This is a genomic window from Nocardioides palaemonis, assembly GCF_018275325.1.
GTDB lineage: Bacteria > Actinomycetota > Actinomycetes > Propionibacteriales > Nocardioidaceae > Nocardioides > Nocardioides palaemonis.
Map to the genome: position 1 here is coordinate 331224 of NZ_JAGVQR010000004.1, position 18078 is coordinate 349301.

Below are 18078 nucleotides of genomic sequence, written 5' to 3' on the forward strand. Positions count from 1 at the left end.
CGGCTCAGGACTCGTCGGTGCCCTGGTGGAAGCGCTGCTGCCACGGCGAGCCCGAGCGGTCCGCGGGACGCACCCAGACACTGCTCCGGAGCGTCGAGCGGCCGTCGGCCAGCGCGCGCCAGACCAGCAGGATGGTGTCCCGGTCGACCCGTCCCACCGAGACCACGTCGAGGCTCACCGGCTCGATCGGCCCGATGGCGTCGAGCACGTCGTCGCGCGTCCACAGCCGGCCCGAGCGCCCGACCTCCTGCCAGTCGGGGTGGAGCAGCGCGGCGACCGCCGCGCGGTCCGAGCGGACGGCGTCGGTCAGCAGCGAGCGCTCGAGCGCGACGACGTGCTCCTCGTCGCTCGGCACCGGCTCGTCGGCGAGCCCGGAGAAGAGGTCGGGCTCGGCCTCGACCTGGCCGACCGCGGCCTCGGGGTGGTCGGTCGTCGCGCCGGCGAAGCCCGGCCCGGCATCGGGCGCCACGCCACGCTGGTAGGCAGCCGCGGCCGCGTTGGCGCGCTTGTCGGCGGCCTCGTTGAGGTGGTGGCCGGCGTGGCCCTTCACCCACTCGAAGCGCACCCGGTCGCGGCGCCCGTCGAGGGCCGCGTCGAGGGCCTTCATCAGCTCGACGTTGAGCACGGGCTTGCCGTCGCTCTTCTTCCAGCCCTTGCGCTTCCAGCCGGGCATCCACTTGGTCACCGAGTCGATGACGTACTTGCTGTCGCAGAAGACGTGCAGGTCGTCGTCGACGTGCGCGGTCTGCTGGAGCAGGTCGAGCACGGCCATCAGCTCGCCCATGTTGTTGGTGCCGTGCGGCCAGCCCCCCGACGCCCAGCAGCCGTCGTCGACGTACCAGGCCCAGCCCGCCGGGCCGGGGTTGCCGAGTGCCGAACCGTCAGCCGCCGCGATGATCACCCGCGCATTGTTCCAGCAGACGATCTTGGCAGGATGGGGGCATGACCTCGGACCCGACCACGTCCCGCACCGCCGTCGTCACGGGTGCCTCCAGCGGCATCGGCGCGGCCACCGCGCGCGCCCTCGCCGCGCAGGGCTTCCACGTCGTCTGCGCGGCGCGCCGCACCGACCGCATCGAGGCCCTGGCCGAGGAGATCGGCGGTCGCGCCATCACCTGCGACGTCACCGACGAAACGTCCGTGGCCGCGCTCGCCGCCGAGGTGCCGACCATCCACGTGCTGGTCAACAACGCCGGAGGTGCCGTCGGCACCGACCGCGTCGACGCCGCCGACCTCGACGCGTGGCGATGGATGTACGACCTCAACGTCCTCGGCCTGGTGCGTGTCACCCGCGCGCTGCTGCCCGCGCTGCGCGCCGGCGGCGACGGCGTCATCGTCAACGTCGGCTCGACCGCCGGCCGCTGGGCCTACGAGGGCGGCGGCGGCTACACGGCCGCGAAGCACGCCGTGAAGGTGCTGTCGGAGACGTTGCGCCTCGAGCTCAACGGCGAGCCGATCCGCATCTGCGAGGTCGCCCCCGGCATGGTCCGCACCGACGAGTTCTCGCTGGTGCGCTTCGGCGGCGACCAGGAGAAGGCCGACGCGGTCTACGCGGGCGTCGACCAGCCGCTGCTCGCCGAGGACGTCGCCGACGCGATCGCCTGGGTGGCCACCCGCCCCTCCCACGTCGACATCGACGAGCTCGTGATCAAGCCCCGTGCCCAAGCAGCGGCACACAAGGTGCACCGCTCCTGAGTCGTGGAAGACTGCCGCGCGTGAAGACCATCGGACTCGTCGGCGGGATGAGCTGGGAAAGCAGCGCGGCCTACTACCGCGACCTCAACCTCGGGACGCGCGAGCGGCTGGGCGGGCTGTCGTCGCCCAAGCTGGCGCTCACCACGGTCGACTTCGCGGAGGTGACCCACCTCGAGGACGACGAGCGCTGGGACCAGGTCGGCGTGCTGCTCGCCGACGCCGCGCGCGGTGTCGAGCGGGCCGGCGCGGACTTCCTGCTGCTGTGCACCACGACGTTCCACAAGGTCGCCGACCAGGTCGAGGAGGCCGTGGACATCCCGGTGCTGCACCTGGCCGACGTGGTCGCCGAGGCCGTGAAGGCCGCGGGCGTGGGCACCGTCGGGCTGATCGGCACCAAGGTCGCGATGTCGGAGTCGTTCTTCGTCGACCGGCTCGCCTCCCACGGGCTCTCCGTGGTCGTGCCCGACGAGCGCCACCACGACGTCCTCAACGACGCGATCTACGAGGAGCTGGTCCACGGCGTGGTGCTCCCGCGCACCCGCAGCCGGGTCGTGTCGATCATCGAGGAGCTCTGGGACGCCGGCGCCGGCGGCGTGCTGCTCGGCTGCACCGAGCTCGAGCTGCTGGTGAAGCAGGCCGACGTCGAGCTGCCGGTCTTCCCCTGCACGACCCTGCACGTGCAGGCCGCGCTCGACCGTGCGCTGGCCTGAGGGGTCCACACGCCGCTGGATCCCGACGGCACTCGTGCCCGAGGTCCGGTGAGTGCGGCCTGTGCGGTCCACCGGGTGAACCACAGGGGCCGCAGTCCGCTCGCGCCACCCCTCCCCTCCCGGCTGCAGCCGACAGGACGAACTGGTCGACCGCCGTGGCCGCTTGTCGCCCGCCATGGCGGGCGTTGAGCGGACATTGGTCCGCTCGACCCACCTGATGACGGTGGCTGGCGGGGCGGGTCTCGTGACGGTCGCTGCGCGACCTCCTCGACCACCGGGGTCAGAGCGGCAGGCCGCGGGCCGTGGCGAGCCAGCGCCACACCGACCACGCCGGCCCCGCGAGGTCGGCGGCGGACGCGGCCGGCGGGAGGTCGACGGCGAGGACCTGGGACCGGGCGCCCTCGGTGCTGAGCCACAGATCGTCGCCCGCGACGGCGATGCCCTCGCCCTGGTCCTGCGCCGGGAGCTCCCACCACCCCAGCGGCTCCCACGAGGGGTAGGCCACGACGTGGGCGTTGGTGTAGGTCCGCAGGACGAGCGCGCCGCCGCCGGGCAGGAACGCGGCGTCGGTGACGATGCCCGGCGCGTCCGCGACCTGCACCAGGCGGTTGGGGCGGTCGGCGCGCAGCCGTAGCGGGGCGGCGTAGACCTCACCGGCGAAGATTCCCTTGGTGACCACGAACAGCTGGCCGGTCACGGGGTGGGCGAGCAGCGCCTCGGCGTCGCGGGCGCCGTCGGGGTAGACCAGCTCGTAGCGCTCGGGCGCAGCATCCACGTCGCCCCGCCCGACCGGCACCCGCAGCACCTCGACCGAGTCGCGCACGGCGCGGTTGTCGCCGGTGTCCGCGACCCACACGTCGCCGTCGCCCGCAGGGGCCAGGGCCTCGACGTCCTCCGGCGCGGGCGACCACGCGGTCACGCCGACCGTCTGCCCGGTGGTCGGGTCGACCGCGAACACCCGGCCGCTGTCGCCCGAGTCGTTGGTGGTGACCAGCAGCCCGTCGACCAGCGCGAGGCCGCTCGACTCCACGACGTCGGGGTCCTCGAAGCGCAGGACCGGGCGACCGGACGCGCCGTCGCCGGCCGCCGCACCCAGCAGGAAGGGCAGCGCGACGGCCACGCCGACCACCGCTCGTACGCCCCTCACCACGCCCCCACGGTAGCCGGGGACGCCCGTCAGACCGCTCGTCGCCTGGACCGACCGCTCGTCGGGGCCACCCGTGGAGGTGTGTGACGGCTCAACCACCTGTCCGTAGCGTGCAGGGGTTCACTCGGGACGCTCTCGGAACCAGGGGGAAGTCATGTCCGTGCTCGACAAGCAGGCGATCGTCGCCCGACCCGGCTACAGCCGGTGGCTGATCCCGCCAGCGGCGCTCGCGGTCCACCTGTCCATCGGCCAGGTCTACGCCTTCTCGGTGTTCAAGACCTCGCTGGTCGCGACCTTCGACACCAGCCTGACGGCGATCGGGTGGGTGTTCTCCCTCGCGATCGTGATGCTCGGCCTCTCCGCCGCCGTCCTCGGGACGTGGGTGGAGCGCTCCGGCCCGCGCAAGGCGATGCTCGCCTCGGCCGTGTGCTGGGGCGTCGGCTTCGTCGTCGGCTCGCTCGGCATCTCGTCCGGCCAGCTGTGGCTGCTCTACCTCGGCTACGGCGTGATCGGCGGCATCGGCCTCGGCATCGGCTACATCTCGCCGGTCTCGACGCTGATCAAGTGGTTCCCGGACCGTCCCGGCCTCGCGACCGGCATGGCGATCATGGGCTTCGGCGGCGGCGCGCTGATCGCCTCCCCGCTCTCCAACCGCCTGTTGGCCGCCTACGACCCCGGCTTCGTCGCCACCGAGCCCGGCGCCGTCGCCTCAGGTTCCGCGCTCGCGCAGACCTTCCTCACCCTCGGCGTGGTCTACACCGCGCTGATGCTCGTCGGCGCCGCGCTGGTCCGCGTGCCGCCGGGCCACGGCAGCGACGAGACCGCCGAGCACTCCCCCGGCAGCAACGGCGCCCTCGTCCGCGCGTCCGCCGCGATCCGCACGCCGCAGTTCTGGCTGCTGTGGGTCGTGCTGTTCTGCAACGTCACCGCCGGCATCGGGATCCTCGAGCAGGCGGCCCCGATGATCCAGGACTTCTTCCGCGACGGCGGCACCAGCACGGTCACCGCAGCCGCCGCGGGCGGCTTCGTCGGCGTGCTGTCGCTGGCCAACATGCTCGGCCGCTTCGTGTGGTCGAGCCTGTCCGACCACATCGGGCGCCGGAACACCTACGTCATGTACCTCGGGGTCGGGCTGGTGCTCTACCTCCTGCTCGCCCTCTTCGGCAGCGTCTCGACCGTCGTCTTCGTGGCGCTGGCGGTCGTGATCATCAGCTACTACGGCGGCGGCTTCGCCACCATCCCGGCCTACCTCAAGGACCTGTTCGGCACCCTCGAGGTCGGCGCCATCCACGGACGGCTGCTGACCGCGTGGGCGGCGGCCGGTGTCGCCGGGCCGCTCATCGTCAACGGGATCCTCGACTCGGTCGGCGAGCCGGGCAACCTGGTCGCCGCCGACTACCGTCCGGCCCTGCTGACCATGGTCGGCGTGCTCGCGGTCGGCTTCGTCGCCAACCTGCTGGTCCGCCCGGTGGCCGAGACCCACTTCGACCACGACGCCCACGCCGCCAACGAGGACCGCATCGCCACCCGACAGGAGGCCACCCGATGACCACCGACGACCGCACCGCCGACGACACCCCGACCAGCCCGGCACTGGTCGCCCTGGCCTGGCTGGTGGTGGGGCTCCCGCTGGCCTACGGGCTCTGGCAGACGCTGGTGAAGGCGTCCGCCCTCTTCACCGGGTAGCGCCGAGCAGCTCGCCCAGCCGCGGACGGACGCCCCAGGCGGCGACCAGCGCGTCGTACTCGCTCGCCGCGTCGTCGCTGCGCCCGCCCGTCCGCACCGCGCGCAGCAGCGTGTTGCGCGGCGTGTGGGCGCTCTCCACGAACTCGACGACGTCGACGCGGTAGCCCTCGCGGCGCAGCAGGGTGGCCCGCAGGGCGTCGGTCAGCGTGTCGGCGAACCGCTCGCGCAGGATGCCGTGGCGGGTGAGCACTGCGTACGGCTCGGGCGCGGGCGCGGCCCGCAGCTGGGCGGCGATGTCGTGGTGGCAGCACGGGGCGGCGAGCACGAGCGCGGCGTCCCACGCGATCCCGCGCGCGAGCGCGTCGTCGGTCGCCGTGTCGCAGGCGTGCAGCGCGAGGACGACGTCGGGCGCCCGGTCGAGCTCGGCGTCGGCGATCGAGCCGACGACGAAGTCCGCGTCGATGCCCATCCCGGCGGCGACCTCGCCGTTGTGGTCGGCCGACTGCTGCTTGACGTCGACCCCGGTCATCCGGACGGCCAGGCCGCGGCCGCCCTCCTCGGGCGGGGCGGTGAGGAAGCGGTGCGCCGCGAAGGTGAGGTAGGCGTTGCCGCAGCCGAGGTCGACGACGCGCAGCGGGTCGTCGGCGGTCGGGGTGCGGACGTGGCCCTGGGCCATCGCCTCCGTGAGGCTGGCGTCGAGCAGCCGGACGAACTCCTCGACCTGCCGGTACTTCGCCTGCCGGCTCGGCTTGACCCTCCCCTGCGCGTCACTGATCCCCAGTGCGCGCAGCACCGGGTCGTCCTCGCGCAGCAGCCGGTCCTTGGCACGGTCGTGGCCGCGCGACACCTCGACCTCCGCGTCGCGGGCCGCGACGTGGAGCAGGGGCGCGCCCTTCTTGGTCACCCGCAGCTGGAGGGACTCGGTCGCGGTGTCGACGTGCCAGTTGCCGAAGGGCTGCGCCAGCAGGGCGTCCACGGCGGCCGTCGCCGCCTCGCCGACCGGGTGGTTGGTGGCGCGCGCCTGCGTGGCGTCGTACGACGTGACCTGCAGGTGGCGGCCGGCGCGCAGGTCGACGACGCGGAGCTCGACGCGGCGCACCTCGCGCCCGTCGAGGACCGGGTGCGGCTGGCCCTTGCGGCGCCCGGTGGCGAGCGCGCGGACCAGGCGGTCGGCGTCGAGCACCGCCGCGCGGACCCGGTCGACCTCCGGAGCGGTTCCCTCGCTCACAGGTCGGCGCTCACAGGACCGCGGCGAGGACGACGACGAGGAGCAGCGCCCCCAACGCCACCGGGATGACGAGTCGGCGGTGACGGGGGTTCATGCCTCCATCGTAGTGACCGGGGCAGCGTGGCCCGATTCGTCGCGGGACCGGATCACCAGTGCTCGAGGGAGGCGCGGAACACCTCGGCGAGGTCGTCGGCGGTCACCGCGACGGGCGCGGTGGCGAGCAGCCGCTGCTGCTGCAGCGCGCCCCCGACGAGGTCGTCGACGTCGTCCGCGCCGTAGCCGAGCTCGGCCAGCCCGCTGGGCAGCCCGACGTCGCGCATCAGGCCGCGCAGGACGGCGGGCAGGAGGTCGGGGCCGGCCTCGACGTCCGCGCCGCCGAGCAGTGCCGCGGCGTGCAGGTGCCGCTCGGGGGACGCCTCGAAGGTGAGGGCGAAGGCGGCCGGCGCCGTCATCACGACGGCCATGCCGTGCGGCACGATCGGCTCGTCGGCGGGGTAGCCCTCGGGGCGGTAGTCGCGCACCCGGCCCGCGATCGGGTACGCGCAGGCGTGCGGCACGTGCACCCCCGCGTTGCCGAAGCCCAGCCCGGCGAACGTCGCGGCGAGCGCCATCTGCTCGCGGGCGGCGCCGTCGGAGCCGTCGCGCACGGCGGTGCGGAACGCGCCGGCGAGGAGCGTGAGCGCCTTCTCGGCCCACATGTCCGCGACCGGGTTCGCGCCGCAGTAGGGCACCCGCTGCTCGGGCGTCTTGGCGTCGAAGTCCGCGTACCAGCGGGCCGTCCAGCTCTCCAGCGCGTGGCACAGGATGTCCATGCCCGACGACGCCGTGACCATCGCCGGCTGGGTGGTGGTCAGGTCGGGGTCGACCACGGCGAGGGTGGGCCGCAGGCGCGGGTGGGAGATGCCGGTCTTGACCTTCAGGGCCAGCACGTCGAGCACGCAGATCGTCGTCGACTCCGCGCCCGTGCCGGTCGTGGTCGGGACCGCGACCAGGGGCAGCAGCGGCCGCGCCGGTGCTCGGCCGCCGCCGACCGGGGCGTTGACGTAGTCCATCAGCGCGCCGTCGTTGGTGAGCATCAGGTCGACCGCCTTCGCGGTGTCGATGCTCGACCCGCCGCCCACGGCGACCACGGCGTCGAACGGACCGGCCTCGCGGGCGAACGCCACGGCCTGCTCGAGGGACGCGTCGGTGGGCTCGACGCGTGCGCCGTCGAAGACGACGACCTCGAGGCCGCTGACCCGGACCGCCTCCGCGACCCGCTCCGGGTGCCCGGTCGCGGCCACGCCCGGGTCGGTCACCAGCAGCACCCGGCGGGTCTCGCCGCCGGCCGTGGCGACGAGCTGGGCGAGGTCCCAGCCGATCTCGCGGCTGGCGCCGCGGCCGAGCTTGAGGCCGGGCGCGGCGTAGGTGAAGACGGTCTCGGTCATGCCGGGTCCCCTTCGTCGAGGCGCAGGGCGTGCCGGACGACGTCGAGGACCTCGACCGCGCCCGCCTCCACGTCGCGCACGGCGACCCACGCGACCGCGTCGGTGGTGCCGTCCTGCTCCAGCACGCGCGGCTCGCCGTCGGCGACCGAGGCGCGGAAGAGCAGGTGGATGCCGTGGAAGTCCTCGATCCGCCCGGACGGGGCGGTGCCCTCGAAGTGGGTGTCGTGGACGTCGAGGAGCTCGCCGACCTCGCACGCCAGGCCGCACTCCTCCTCGACCTCGCGCGCGAGCGCCCGGGCGGGCGGCTCGCCGTGGTCGATCCCGCCGCCGGGCAGGGTCCATCGGCCGGGGTGCGCCGCCCGCGCGGACAGCCGGGTCAGCAGCACGGCCGGGCCGTCCTGGCGGTCGCGCCGGACGACGGCGTACGCGGCCACCCGCTGGAGGCGGAACGGGCGGTGGTCCTCGAGCGCGTCGGCGACCGACGCGGTGACCGGGACCCGGCCGGCGAGCACGTCGGCCAGCGGCAGCCAGGCCGCGTCGACCGTGGACCCGTCGACCTCCACGACCCGCGGGTCGGGCGCGTCGGGCGCGACCCACCCGTCGTAGACGATGCGGATCGCGTGGGCGTCGACGAGCTGGCCGTCGCGCGGCGCCCGGGGCATGTGGGCGCTGTAGACGCGGGCCCGCTCGCCGATGGTCGCGGCGAGCCCGGTCTCCTCGTGGATCTCGCGGATCAGCGCGTCACGGGGGTCCTCACCGTGGTCCACCCCGCCGCCCGGCAGCGTCCACATCTCCGTGCGCGAGATCCGCGGCGCGAGCCGGCTGAGCAGGATCTGGACGGCGCCCGCGCGCTCGCGCAGCACCACGGCGTACGCCGCCACCCGTTGGCGCCTCGGCAGGGATCCCATGGTCACAACCTAGTGAAGTACGGTGAGCGCCGTGGCTCCCCCGTCCCGCGATCCCTGGCTCGACAACGTCAAGATGGTGCTGGTCACCCTCGTGGTCATCGGGCACGCGATCGGCCTGGTCGAGGCCAGCCAGGGCAGCCACTGGGTCTACGACTTCATCTACATGTGGCACATCCCGGCCTTCGTGTTCGTCAGCGGCTACCTCTCGAAGTCCTTCGAGTGGGACCGGCGCCGGATGAAGAGCCTGGTCTACACGCTCGCGATCCCCTACCTGCTCTTCGAGCCGGCGCTCTTCTACTACCGCAAGCTGGTGGTCGGGGAGGGCGTGGAGGGCCCGATCTGGCTCGTCCCGCACTGGACGATGTGGTACCTCATCGTGCTGCTGATGTGGCGCCTGGTGACGCCGATCCTCAAGCGGCACTGGCTGTTCCTGCCCCTGTCGGTGATCGTCAGCCTGGCCGGCGGACTGTGGAACGACGACTCGCTGATGATCCCACGGTTCCTCGGCCTGCTGCCGTTCTTCGTCCTCGGCCTCCACCTCAAGCCGCGCCACCTCGCCCACCTCGACGACGTGTGGGTGAAGGTCGCCGCGGTCCCCACGCTGGTCGGGATCGGCGTGATGGCGCTCTACACCGACACGTGGGCCGAGACCGCGCTGCTCTGGTACGACACCGGCTACTCCGACATCCCGATCTCCAACGAGATCGTCTTCCAGACCCGGCTCACGGTGATGATGGTCGGCCTGCTCGGCGCCTTCGCGGCGATGGCGCTGGTGCCACGGCGCAACCTCGGCTGGTTCACCACGATGGGCACCGCGACGATGGTCGTCTACCTCTTCCACGGCTTCGTCATCAAGACCGTGAAGGTGCTGGGGTGGCCCGACTTCACCGCGGCCCACCCCCACCTCGGGCTGGTCCTGACGATCGCCGGGGCGATCGGGCTGGCGCTGCTGCTCGCGAGCCCGCCGGTGCGCCGGGTGCTCGAGCCGTTCACCAACCCGCTGGGGTGGCTGGAGAAGCGGCGAGACCGTCGCAGTCCGGCCCCCACGTCGGCCTGACGGCTGCGCGCGGCACCAGGTCGAGGCTCGCGGCCTCCCCGCGCGTCGGCGCGTGGCCGCCGAGGTGGGCGGGGTACCACGGCGCGTGCTCGCCCGCGGCCGGACGGTGCTCGGGCAGGGACTGGAGTCCCTCGAGCATCGCCGTCAGGCGGCTCCCGAGGACGTGGGTGGTCGCGACCGGGTCGTCGTCCGGCGCCACGTGCAGGGGCGCGCCGATGCTGACGTCCACCCGCCGTCCGCGGGTCAGGTCGGGCCTCGGCTTCCTGCCGCGCGCATCGGTGCGCCCCACCGACCAGATCCGCTGAGGACCCCACAGCGCCACCGGCAGCACCGGCACCCCGGTCTCGCGGGCCAGCGCGACCGCACCGCGCATCAGCGGTCGCACCGTGTAGGAGTGGCTGAGCCCGGCCTCCGGGAACACGCACACGGCCTCCCCCTCGACCAGCAACCGACGGGCCTCGAGGTAGGCGCCGGCCGGGGCCGCACGGTCCACCGGCACGTGACGCATCGCGGTCATCGCCGCCCCCACCAGGGGCACGTCCCACACGTCGTGCCGGGTGAGGAACCGCAGGAACCGCCCCTGCTCCAGCGCCGCGTGCTCGAGGAGGAGGAAGTCGAGGAAGCTCACGTGCGTCGCCGCGAGCAGCACCGGGCCCTCCTCGGGCAGGTGCTCGAGCCCGGACCAGTGCACCCGCATCCCCAGCGCCCGGATCGCGCCGCGACCGAGCGCGTTGACCACCCGGTACGTCGTCTCGCCCACGTCGCTGGTTCGGCGCCGACCCCGTCCGGGATCGGTCGTCGCCATCAGCTGAACGGCGGGCGGGCGTCGCGCGCCATCGAGCGACGTCCGGCCCACCGCCACACGCGCGCGGCGCGGTCACGGTCGGCGTCGTCGACCAGGTTGCCCATCCAGCGCAGCGCGAGCGTCATCAGCCAGTCGGACCGCATGCCGGCCGGGCCGAGCGCGGAGACCACCTTGGGCTGGGTGGCGATCCCGGCGAGCCGCCGGGCGATCGAGAAGGACTCGCCGTAGTGCTCGACCAGTGTCGAGCGCCAGGCCTCGCCGAGCCCGGTGCCGGACGCGAGGTGCTCGGCGACCAGCCGCCCGGTCTCGAGGCCGTAGTCGATGCCCTCGCCGTTGAGCGGGTTGACGCACGCCGCCGCGTCGCCGACGAGCGCCCAGTTGGGCCCGGCGACGTTGCTCACCGCACCACCCATCGGCAGCAGCGCGGAGGTGGGCGACCGGAGCTGGCCGGAGAGCCCGAAGTCCTTGCCGATCGTGTCCGCGTAGGTCTGCATCAGCGGCTTGATGGCGACCTCGGCCGGGCGGCGGATGGTCGCGAGCGTGCCGGCGCCGAGGTTCACCGAGCCGTCGCCGAGCGGGAAGATCCAGCCGTAGCCGGACACCAGCGCACCCTCCTCGTCGCGGAGCTCGAGGTGCGAGCTGATCCACGGGTCGTCGGAGCGGTCGGAGTCGACGTAGGACCGGCCGGCGACCGCGTAGACGGTGTCGCGGTGCCACTCGCGCCCGAGCAGCTTGCCCAGCGGCGAGCGCACGCCGTCGGCCACGACGAGCCAGCGGCAGGCGATCTCGAACGTCCCCCGCGAGCCGCGTTCGGTGGTTGAGGTGCGAGCTTGCGAGCCTCGAAACTCGACGGCCGCGACCCGCTCGCCGTCGCGTCGTACGCCGACCGCCCGCGCGTCGTCGAGCGCGGTCGCGCCGCTGGTGATCGCCACCGTCCGCAGGTGGTCGTCGAGCTCGGTGCGCGCGACCGCGGAACCCCAGTCGGGCAGCGAGCCGCCCGGCCACGGCAGCAGCAGCGTCTGCCCGAAGCCGTGGGCACGCAGGCCCTGGTTGACGGTGTGGTCGCGCAGCCACGGCTCGAGCCCGAGCTTCTGCATCTCACCGATCGCGCGCGGGGTGAGCCCGTCGCCGCAGGTCTTGTCGCGCGGGAAGGTCGCGGCGTCCGCGAGGACGACGTCGAGGCCGGCACGCGCCGCCCACGCGGCAGCGGCGGAGCCCGCGGGGCCGGCGCCGACGACGAGGACGTCGGTCGAGGCCGGGATCGTGGTGGGGATCGTCACGCCGCGATTCTCTCAGGGAGCCTCCAGCGCCCGCCGCGGTGCTGCCGCTTTGCTCGTCGCTCCCCCCACCGACGCGGCGTGGCGGTCGGCATCGTGGAGCAGGCTTCATGGCCTCGCCGTGGTGGGTCGACGGCTCCCGATGCCGGCTGACCCACCGGGCGCCGAGTCGGCGTGAATGTGCTGCACCCGAGCGCTGAGTCGGCACACATGTGCGCTGCCCGACTGTCGAGTCGGCACGAAAGTCCCACGCGCAGAGACATTCGCGCCGACTCGGCGCTTTCGCGCGTGACATTCGCGCCGAGTCGGCGCAATCGCGGTCCCGGCCCGGAGCCCGGTCGCGCCGGAGGTCAGAACCGCAGGTGCTCGAGGTACAGGCGGCCGACCGCCGCGGTGAGCAGCGGCGCCGCCAGGTTGTCAGGGGTGTCGTTCTCGACGATGTACTCCTCCACCTGGTGGTGGGCGAAGAGCGAGGCGAAGTCGATGACCCCGACGCCGAGGTCGCACATGTCCGCCTCGGCGGGGGCCGTGCCCATCGCCGTGCGGTCCTTGACGTGGTACTGCCGGACCCGCAGCGGCGCCTCGTCGATGACGTCCTTCGCGAACCGCAGCGCGGACTCGGCCGTCGTGTGGCCGGTGTTCACCCCCGCGGTGAAGGCCCAGTAGAGGTCGACCTCGAGGTGCACGAGGCGCCGGTCGAGCCGGTCCATCAGGACCTCCCACGGCGTCAGGCCGCCGCCGAGGTCGGTCGTGAACTCGTGGGCGTGGTTGTGGTAGCCGTAGCGCAGGCCGTAGCCCTTGGCCAGCGCCGCCTCGGCGTTCATCTGGTCGGCCCACCTCTGCCAGTCCGCGAGCGAGGACGAGGCGAGGTAGGGGACGTTGACGTAGCGCTGGCCGAGCGCGACCGCGCCCTGGAGCTTGGCGTGCGCCGCCCCGGTGTCGGCGCTGATGCCGTCGTGGCTCGACGTCGCGCGCAGGCCGAGGCCGTCGAGGAGCGTACGCATGCTGGCCGGCGTCTCGCCGTAGAGCCCGGCGAGCTCGACGCGGTCGTAGCCGTAGCGCGCGAGGGCCTCGAGTACCGCCGGGTGGCCGATCGCGGCCGGGCCGGAGCCGGGGGCGGCCGCCGCCGAGCGCAGCGTGTAGAGCTGGATGCTGATCAGGTCCGTGTCGAGCGCGCGGCGCCCGTGCCCGCCATGGCCGTGGCCGTGGCCGTGGCCCTTGCCCGTGCTGCGGCCCGCGGCCGAGGCGGGTGCCGCGCCGAGCGCGCCGAGCGCTGCGACGCCCGCCGTCGCGCCGGCGGCGCCCCTGATCAGTCCGCGGCGGCTCGCGCCCTTCGCCTGCAGCGAGCGCTCGAGCGCCGCGTCACCGTCGTGTCCGAAGCACATGGGGGTGCACCTTCCTGTCGTGGGGATGTGATGGGCACCACATCGGTTCGACGCTAGGGCCACTTTTGCTTGTACGTCAATCAAAAGTTGGTTGCGTCTCGACAGATAGGCGGAGCAAGCTCCCTCAGGCGTGGTACGGGCGGTGCGACAGCAGGTGGACGGCGTCGTCCGCGCACCCGGTCGTGCGGTGGGCGACGAACAGTGCGCGGGTGGCGTCGGGGGCGTAGACGCGGAAGCCGTCGACCGGGGTGGGGTGGCAGCGGCCGCGCGGGTAGTTCTCGGCCACCGTCTCCGCGACCCGGCTCAGGGCGCGCTCACCGGGCGCGAGGACGACCCGGCGCGCGGTCGCGGGCTCTCGGTCGGCCGCGGCACCGACCTGGGTGCCGTCGCCGCCGCCGACGTAGGACAGCCCGCCGTAGCCCTGCAGCACGCAGGCGCGGTCACCGGTGTTGCGCAGCCGGACCACGCCGTAGCGGTGCCCGGCCGCGGCGTCACGGGCGCGGTAGTCGGCGTGCAGCTGGGACGTCCGGCACTCCGGGGTCGCGACCGAGACCGAGGTCGCGGCCGCCCGGGCGGGCGGCGCTCCGGGATGGACGTAGGCCGTCGCCACCAGGACGAGGCCACAGGTGCCGAGGAGGAGCAGGAGCGAGCGGTGCCACACGGAACGGACCATGGGCTCCAGTGTGCGTCGCGACCCTGGGCGACCCAAGGGGTGCCCGACATGCACCGAGCCCCGGCCCCCACGAGGGGACCGGGGCTCGGCGTGGAGCAGGGCTGCTACGACGTCACCCTGGTTTCGAGACGCGTCATCCGTCCGGACTGCGTCCGTCCGGGTCGACGCTCCTCAACCTGGTCCCTCGCACCAGAGCTTCGCTCCGCTCAGCTCTGGTAGGAACCAAAGTCGAAGTCGTCCAGCGCGACGGCCTGCGACGACGGACCGAAGTCGTAGTCGTAGGCGTCGTAGCCGGTGACCGAGTACGCCGCGGCGCGGGCCTCCTCGGTCGGCTCGACCCGGATGTTGCGGTAGCGCTCGAGGCCGGTGCCGGCCGGGATGAGCTTGCCGATGATCACGTTCTCCTTCAGGCCACGCAGGCTGTCGGAGCGGCCGTTGATCGCGGCGTCGGTGAGCACCCGGGTGGTCTCCTGGAAGGAGGCCGCCGAGAGCCACGACTCGGTCGCGAGCGAGGCCTTGGTGATGCCCATGAGGACCGGGCGACCCGAGGCCGGCTTGCCGCCCTCGGAGACCACGCGACGGTTCTCCTCCTCGAACCGCACCCGGTCGACCAGGTCGGACGGGAGCAGGTTGGTGTCACCGGACTCGATGACCGTCACGCGGCGCAGCATCTGCCGCACGATGATCTCGATGTGCTTGTCGTGGATCGACACGCCCTGGGACCGGTAGACCTCCTGGACCTCGTCGACGAGGTGCTCCTGGGCCTTGCGGACACCGAGGATGCGCAGCACGTCCTGCGGGTCCGGCGTACCCGAGGTGATGTGGTGACCCACCTCGATGTGCTGGCCCTCCTCGACGTTGAGGCGCGAGCGCTTGGAGACCGGGATCTCCTGCGGCTCGCCACCGTCGTCGGGGGTGACCACGACGACGCGGGCCTTGTCGGTCTCCTCGATCTTCACCCGACCGGCGGACTCCGAGATCGGCGTCCGGCCCTTGGGCGAGCGGGCCTCGAAGAGCTCGACCACACGGGGCAGACCCTGCGTGATGTCGTCCGCGGAGGCCACACCACCGGTGTGGAAGGTACGCATCGTCAGCTGCGTGCCGGGCTCACCGATCGACTGGGCGGCGATGATGCCGACCGCCTCACCGATGTCGACCAGCTGGCCGGTGGCCAGCGAGCGGCCGTAGCACTTGGCGCAGGTGCCGGTGCGGGCGTCGCAGGTCAGGACCGAGCGGACCTTGACCTCGGTGATGCCGGCGGCGACGAGCTCGCCGATCTTGACGTCGCCGAGGTCCTCACCGGCGGCGGCGAGCACCTCGCCGGTCTCCGGGTGGGTGATCTCGACGGCGGAGGCCCGGGCGTAGGCCGAGGTCTCCACGTGCTCGTCGTCGATCCGCTTGGGCAGGCCACGCTCGGTGCCGCAGTCGTCCTCACGGATGATGACGTCCTGCGACACGTCGACCAGACGACGGGTCAGGTAGCCCGAGTCGGCCGTGCGGAGCGCGGTGTCGGCGAGACCCTTGCGGGCACCGTGGGTCGAGATGAAGTACTCGAGCACCGACAGGCCCTCGCGGAAGTTGGCCTTGATCGGGCGCGGGATGATCTCGCCCTTCGGGTTGGCCACCAGACCACGCATGGCCGCGACCTGCCGGATCTGGTTCATGTTTCCGGAGGCACCCGAGTCGACCATCATGTAGATCGGGTTCTTGCGGTCGAAGTTGGTCTCCATCGCGCGACCGACCTCGGCAGCAGCCTGGGTCCACAGCTCGATGAGCTCCTGACGACGCTCGTCGTCGGTCATCACACCGCGCTCGTAGTTCTTCTGGACCTTCTCCGCCTGCGCCTCGTAGCGGCCGAGGATCTCGGCCTTGCTGTCCGGCGTGGTGACGTCGTCGATCGAGACGGTGACACCCGAACGCGTGGCCCAGTGGAAGCCGGCGTCCTTGAGGGCGTCGAGCGACGCGGCGACCTGGACCTTGGTGTAGCGCTCGGCCAGGTCGTTGACGATCGCGCCGAGGCGCTTCTTGCCGACCTCCTCGTTCACGAACGGGTAGTCCGCGGGGAGGGTGTCGTTGAAGTAGACCCGGCCCAGCGTGGTCTCGAGCTGGATCGCAGTCCGCTCCTCCCAGTCCGCACCGAACTCGAGGTCCAGCGGCGCCACGATGTCGTCGAGGCGGATGCTGATCTTGCTCTGCAGGGTGATCTCGCGGCGGTCGAAGGCCATGATCGCCTCGGCCGGCGAGGAGAACACGCGACCCTCGCCCGGCTCGCCGTCGCGGTCCGAGGTGAGCCAGAACAGGCCGATGATCATGTCCTGCGAGGGCATGGTCACCGGACGGCCGTCCGACGGCTTGAGGATGTTGTTGGTCGACAGCATCAGGATGCGGGCCTCGGCCTGCGCCTCCGCGGACAGCGGCAGGTGCACGGCCATCTGGTCACCGTCGAAGTCGGCGTTGAACGCGCCGCACACGAGCGGGTGGATCTGGATGGCCTTGCCCTCGATCAGCTGCGGCTCGAAGGCCTGGATGCCGAGGCGGTGCAGGGTGGGTGCACGGTTGAGCAGCACCGGGTGCTCGGTGATGACCTCCTCGAGCACGTCCCACACGACCGGGCGGGCCCGCTCGACCATCCGCTTGGCGGACTTGATGTTCTGCGCGTGCGACAGGTCGACGAGGCGCTTCATCACGAACGGCTTGAACAGCTCGAGCGCCATCTGCTTGGGCAGACCGCACTGGTGCAGCTTGAGCTGCGGACCCGACACGATGACCGAGCGGCCCGAGTAGTCGACGCGCTTGCCGAGCAGGTTCTGGCGGAAGCGACCCTGCTTGCCCTTGAGCATGTCGGACAGCGACTTCAGCGGCCGGTTGCCCGGGCCGGTGACGGGACGACCGCGACGACCGTTGTCGAAGAGGCTGTCGACGGCCTCCTGCAGCATCCGCTTCTCGTTGTTGACGATGATCTCGGGCGCGCCGAGGTCGAGCAGCCGCTTGAGGCGGTTGTTGCGGTTGATGACGCGGCGGTAGAGGTCGTTCAGGTCGGAGGTGGCGAAGCGGCCACCGTCGAGCTGGACCATCGGGCGCAGGTCCGGCGGGATCACCGGGACGGCGTCGAGGACCATGCCGATCGGCTGGTTGCCGGTCTTGCGGAAGGCGTCGACGACCTTGAGGCGCTTGAGGGCGCGGACCTTGCGCTGGCCCTTGCCGTTGGCGATGGTGTCGCGCAGCGACTCCACCTCGGCCTCGATGTCGAAGTCCTGGAGGCGCTTCTGGATCGCCGTGGCGCCCATGTGGCCCTCGAAGTACTTGCCGAACCACGTCTTCATCTCGCGGTAGAGGAGCTCGTCGCCGAGCAGGTCCTGCACCTTGAGGTTCTTGAACGTGTCCCAGACCTCCTCCAGCCGCGCGATCTCGCGGTTGGCGCGGTCACGGAGCTGGTTCATCTCGCGGTCGGCACCGTCGCGGACCTTGCGCTTGGCATCGGCCTTGGCACCCTCGGCCTCGAGGGTGGCGAGGTCCTCCTCGAGCTTCTTGGCGCGGTCCTCCACGGAGGTGTCGCGACGCTTCTCGAGCCGCTCGCGCTCCAGGCCGACCTTGTTCTCCAGGGTCTCCATGTCGCGGTGGCGCGCGTCCTCGTCGACCGAGGTGATCATGTAGGCGGCGAAGTAGATGACCTTCTCGAGGTCCTTCGGCGCCAGGTCGAGGAGGTAGCCCAGGCGCGAGGGGACGCCCTTGAAGTACCAGATGTGGGTCACGGGAGCGGCGAGCTCGATGTGGCCCATGCGCTCGCGGCGCACCTTGGAACGGGTCACCTCGACGCCGCAGCGCTCGCAGATGATGCCCTTGAAGCGCACGCGCTTGTACTTGCCGCAGTAGCACTCCCAGTCCCGGGTGGGACCGAAGATCTTCTCGCAGAAGAGGCCGTCACGCTCGGGCTTGAGCGTGCGGTAGTTGATGGTCTCCGGCTTCTTGACCTCGCCGTGGCTCCACGTGCGGATGTCGTCCGCAGTGGCCAGGCCGATCTGAAGCTGGTCGAAGAAGTTCACGTCGAGCACGGTGGCTGCAACCCTTCGTAGTTCTTTG

At 72.4% G+C, this 18078-nt stretch carries 15 protein-coding genes; 5 read left to right on the forward strand and 10 right to left on the reverse strand.

What is annotated here, in order from left to right; all coding sequences use genetic code 11:
* Window positions 1-4: 4 nt before the first annotated feature.
* Window positions 5-901: a ribonuclease HI family protein gene (locus KDN32_RS17230; protein ID WP_211733486.1), complete on the reverse strand. Its 897-nt coding sequence runs from the start codon at window positions 899-901 to the stop codon at window positions 5-7.
* Between the two features lie 41 nt (window positions 902-942).
* On the opposite strand from KDN32_RS17230, the gene KDN32_RS17235 reads away from it, so the two are divergent.
* Entirely contained in the window at window positions 943-1695 is a 753-nt protein-coding gene (locus KDN32_RS17235) for an SDR family NAD(P)-dependent oxidoreductase (protein WP_211733487.1), read from the forward strand.
* Window positions 1696-1715: 20 nt separating this feature from the next.
* The gene (locus KDN32_RS17240) at window positions 1716-2405 is read left to right on the forward strand and encodes an aspartate/glutamate racemase family protein (protein ID WP_211733488.1); all 690 of its coding nucleotides are present in this window, start codon (window positions 1716-1718) and stop codon (window positions 2403-2405) included.
* Window positions 2406-2685: 280 nt separating this feature from the next.
* Here the strand turns inward: KDN32_RS17240 and KDN32_RS17245 are convergent, their stop codons facing one another.
* A complete protein-coding gene (locus KDN32_RS17245; protein ID WP_211733489.1) occupies window positions 2686-3555 on the reverse strand; it encodes a hypothetical protein in 870 nt (289 codons plus the stop codon).
* A gap of 151 nt (window positions 3556-3706) precedes the next feature.
* On the opposite strand from KDN32_RS17245, the gene KDN32_RS17250 reads away from it, so the two are divergent.
* Both KDN32_RS17250 and KDN32_RS17255 read left to right on the forward strand, forming a co-directional pair.
* Window positions 3707-5101, forward strand: a complete 1395-nt coding sequence (locus KDN32_RS17250) for an OFA family MFS transporter (protein WP_211733490.1) — start codon at window positions 3707-3709, stop codon at window positions 5099-5101.
* Window positions 5098-5238, forward strand: a complete 141-nt coding sequence (locus tag KDN32_RS17255; RefSeq protein ID WP_211733491.1) for an MFS transporter small subunit — start codon at window positions 5098-5100, stop codon at window positions 5236-5238. Before KDN32_RS17250 ends, KDN32_RS17255 begins: the two co-directional genes overlap by 4 nt.
* Here KDN32_RS17255 and KDN32_RS17260 read toward each other — a convergent pair.
* The 3 genes from KDN32_RS17260 to KDN32_RS17270 all read right to left on the reverse strand — a co-directional run bounded on the left by KDN32_RS17260 (window position 5228) and on the right by KDN32_RS17270 (window position 8801).
* Window positions 5228-6466 (reverse strand): class I SAM-dependent methyltransferase, encoded by a 1239-nt coding sequence (locus tag KDN32_RS17260; protein WP_211733492.1) that lies wholly within the window; start codon window positions 6464-6466, stop codon window positions 5228-5230. The two genes, KDN32_RS17255 and KDN32_RS17260, sit on opposite strands and share 11 nt — an antisense overlap.
* A gap of 146 nt (window positions 6467-6612) precedes the next feature.
* Entirely contained in the window at window positions 6613-7893 is a 1281-nt protein-coding gene (locus KDN32_RS17265) for a hydroxyacid-oxoacid transhydrogenase (protein ID WP_211733493.1), read from the reverse strand.
* A complete protein-coding gene (locus KDN32_RS17270; RefSeq protein WP_211733494.1) occupies window positions 7890-8801 on the reverse strand; it encodes an NUDIX domain-containing protein in 912 nt (303 codons plus the stop codon). The genes KDN32_RS17265 and KDN32_RS17270 overlap by 4 nt, the downstream gene beginning before the upstream one ends.
* Window positions 8802-8832: 31 nt before the next feature.
* On the opposite strand from KDN32_RS17270, the gene KDN32_RS17275 reads away from it, so the two are divergent.
* Window positions 8833-9858, forward strand: a complete 1026-nt coding sequence (locus tag KDN32_RS17275) for an acyltransferase family protein (protein WP_211733495.1) — start codon at window positions 8833-8835, stop codon at window positions 9856-9858.
* Here KDN32_RS17275 and KDN32_RS17280 read toward each other — a convergent pair.
* The 5 genes from KDN32_RS17280 to KDN32_RS17300 form a co-directional block, all read right to left on the reverse strand.
* The gene (locus tag KDN32_RS17280) at window positions 9791-10618 is read right to left on the reverse strand and encodes a lysophospholipid acyltransferase family protein (RefSeq protein WP_211733496.1); all 828 of its coding nucleotides are present in this window, start codon (window positions 10616-10618) and stop codon (window positions 9791-9793) included. The two genes, KDN32_RS17275 and KDN32_RS17280, sit on opposite strands and share 68 nt — an antisense overlap.
* Window positions 10619-10662: 44 nt before the next feature.
* Window positions 10663-11943: a geranylgeranyl reductase family protein gene (locus KDN32_RS17285; protein WP_307854187.1), complete on the reverse strand. Its 1281-nt coding sequence runs from the start codon at window positions 11941-11943 to the stop codon at window positions 10663-10665.
* A 347-nt stretch (window positions 11944-12290) separates the two neighbouring features.
* The gene (locus KDN32_RS17290; protein WP_211733497.1) at window positions 12291-13325 is read right to left on the reverse strand and encodes a sugar phosphate isomerase/epimerase family protein; all 1035 of its coding nucleotides are present in this window, start codon (window positions 13323-13325) and stop codon (window positions 12291-12293) included.
* A gap of 124 nt (window positions 13326-13449) precedes the next feature.
* Window positions 13450-13998 carry a DUF4232 domain-containing protein gene (locus KDN32_RS17295; protein WP_211733498.1) on the reverse strand — a complete coding sequence of 183 codons (549 nt, stop codon included), beginning with the start codon at window positions 13996-13998 and terminating at the stop codon, window positions 13450-13452.
* Between the two features lie 206 nt (window positions 13999-14204).
* On the reverse strand, window positions 14205-18050 hold the full coding sequence (locus tag KDN32_RS17300; protein ID WP_211733499.1) for a DNA-directed RNA polymerase subunit beta': 3846 nt from the start codon (window positions 18048-18050) through the stop codon (window positions 14205-14207).
* Between the last annotated feature and the right edge of the window lie 28 nt (window positions 18051-18078).

What these genes read in the sequence shown, in the direction of transcription:
- KDN32_RS17235 (WP_211733487.1), top strand. Translation starts at nt 943, where the DNA reads ATGACCTCGGACCCGACCACGTCCCGCACCGCCGTCGTCACGGGTGCC.
- KDN32_RS17250 (WP_211733490.1), top strand. Translation starts at nt 3,707, where the DNA reads ATGTCCGTGCTCGACAAGCAGGCGATCGTCGCCCGACCCGGCTACAGC.
- KDN32_RS17255 (WP_211733491.1), top strand. Translation starts at nt 5,098, where the DNA reads ATGACCACCGACGACCGCACCGCCGACGACACCCCGACCAGCCCGGCA.
- KDN32_RS17265 (WP_211733493.1), bottom strand. Translation starts at nt 7,893, where the DNA reads ATGACCGAGACCGTCTTCACCTACGCCGCGCCCGGCCTCAAGCTCGGC.
- KDN32_RS17270 (WP_211733494.1), bottom strand. Translation starts at nt 8,801, where the DNA reads ATGGGATCCCTGCCGAGGCGCCAACGGGTGGCGGCGTACGCCGTGGTG.
- KDN32_RS17290 (WP_211733497.1), bottom strand. Translation starts at nt 13,325, where the DNA reads ATGTGCTTCGGACACGACGGTGACGCGGCGCTCGAGCGCTCGCTGCAG.
- KDN32_RS17295 (WP_211733498.1), bottom strand. Translation starts at nt 13,998, where the DNA reads ATGGTCCGTTCCGTGTGGCACCGCTCGCTCCTGCTCCTCCTCGGCACC.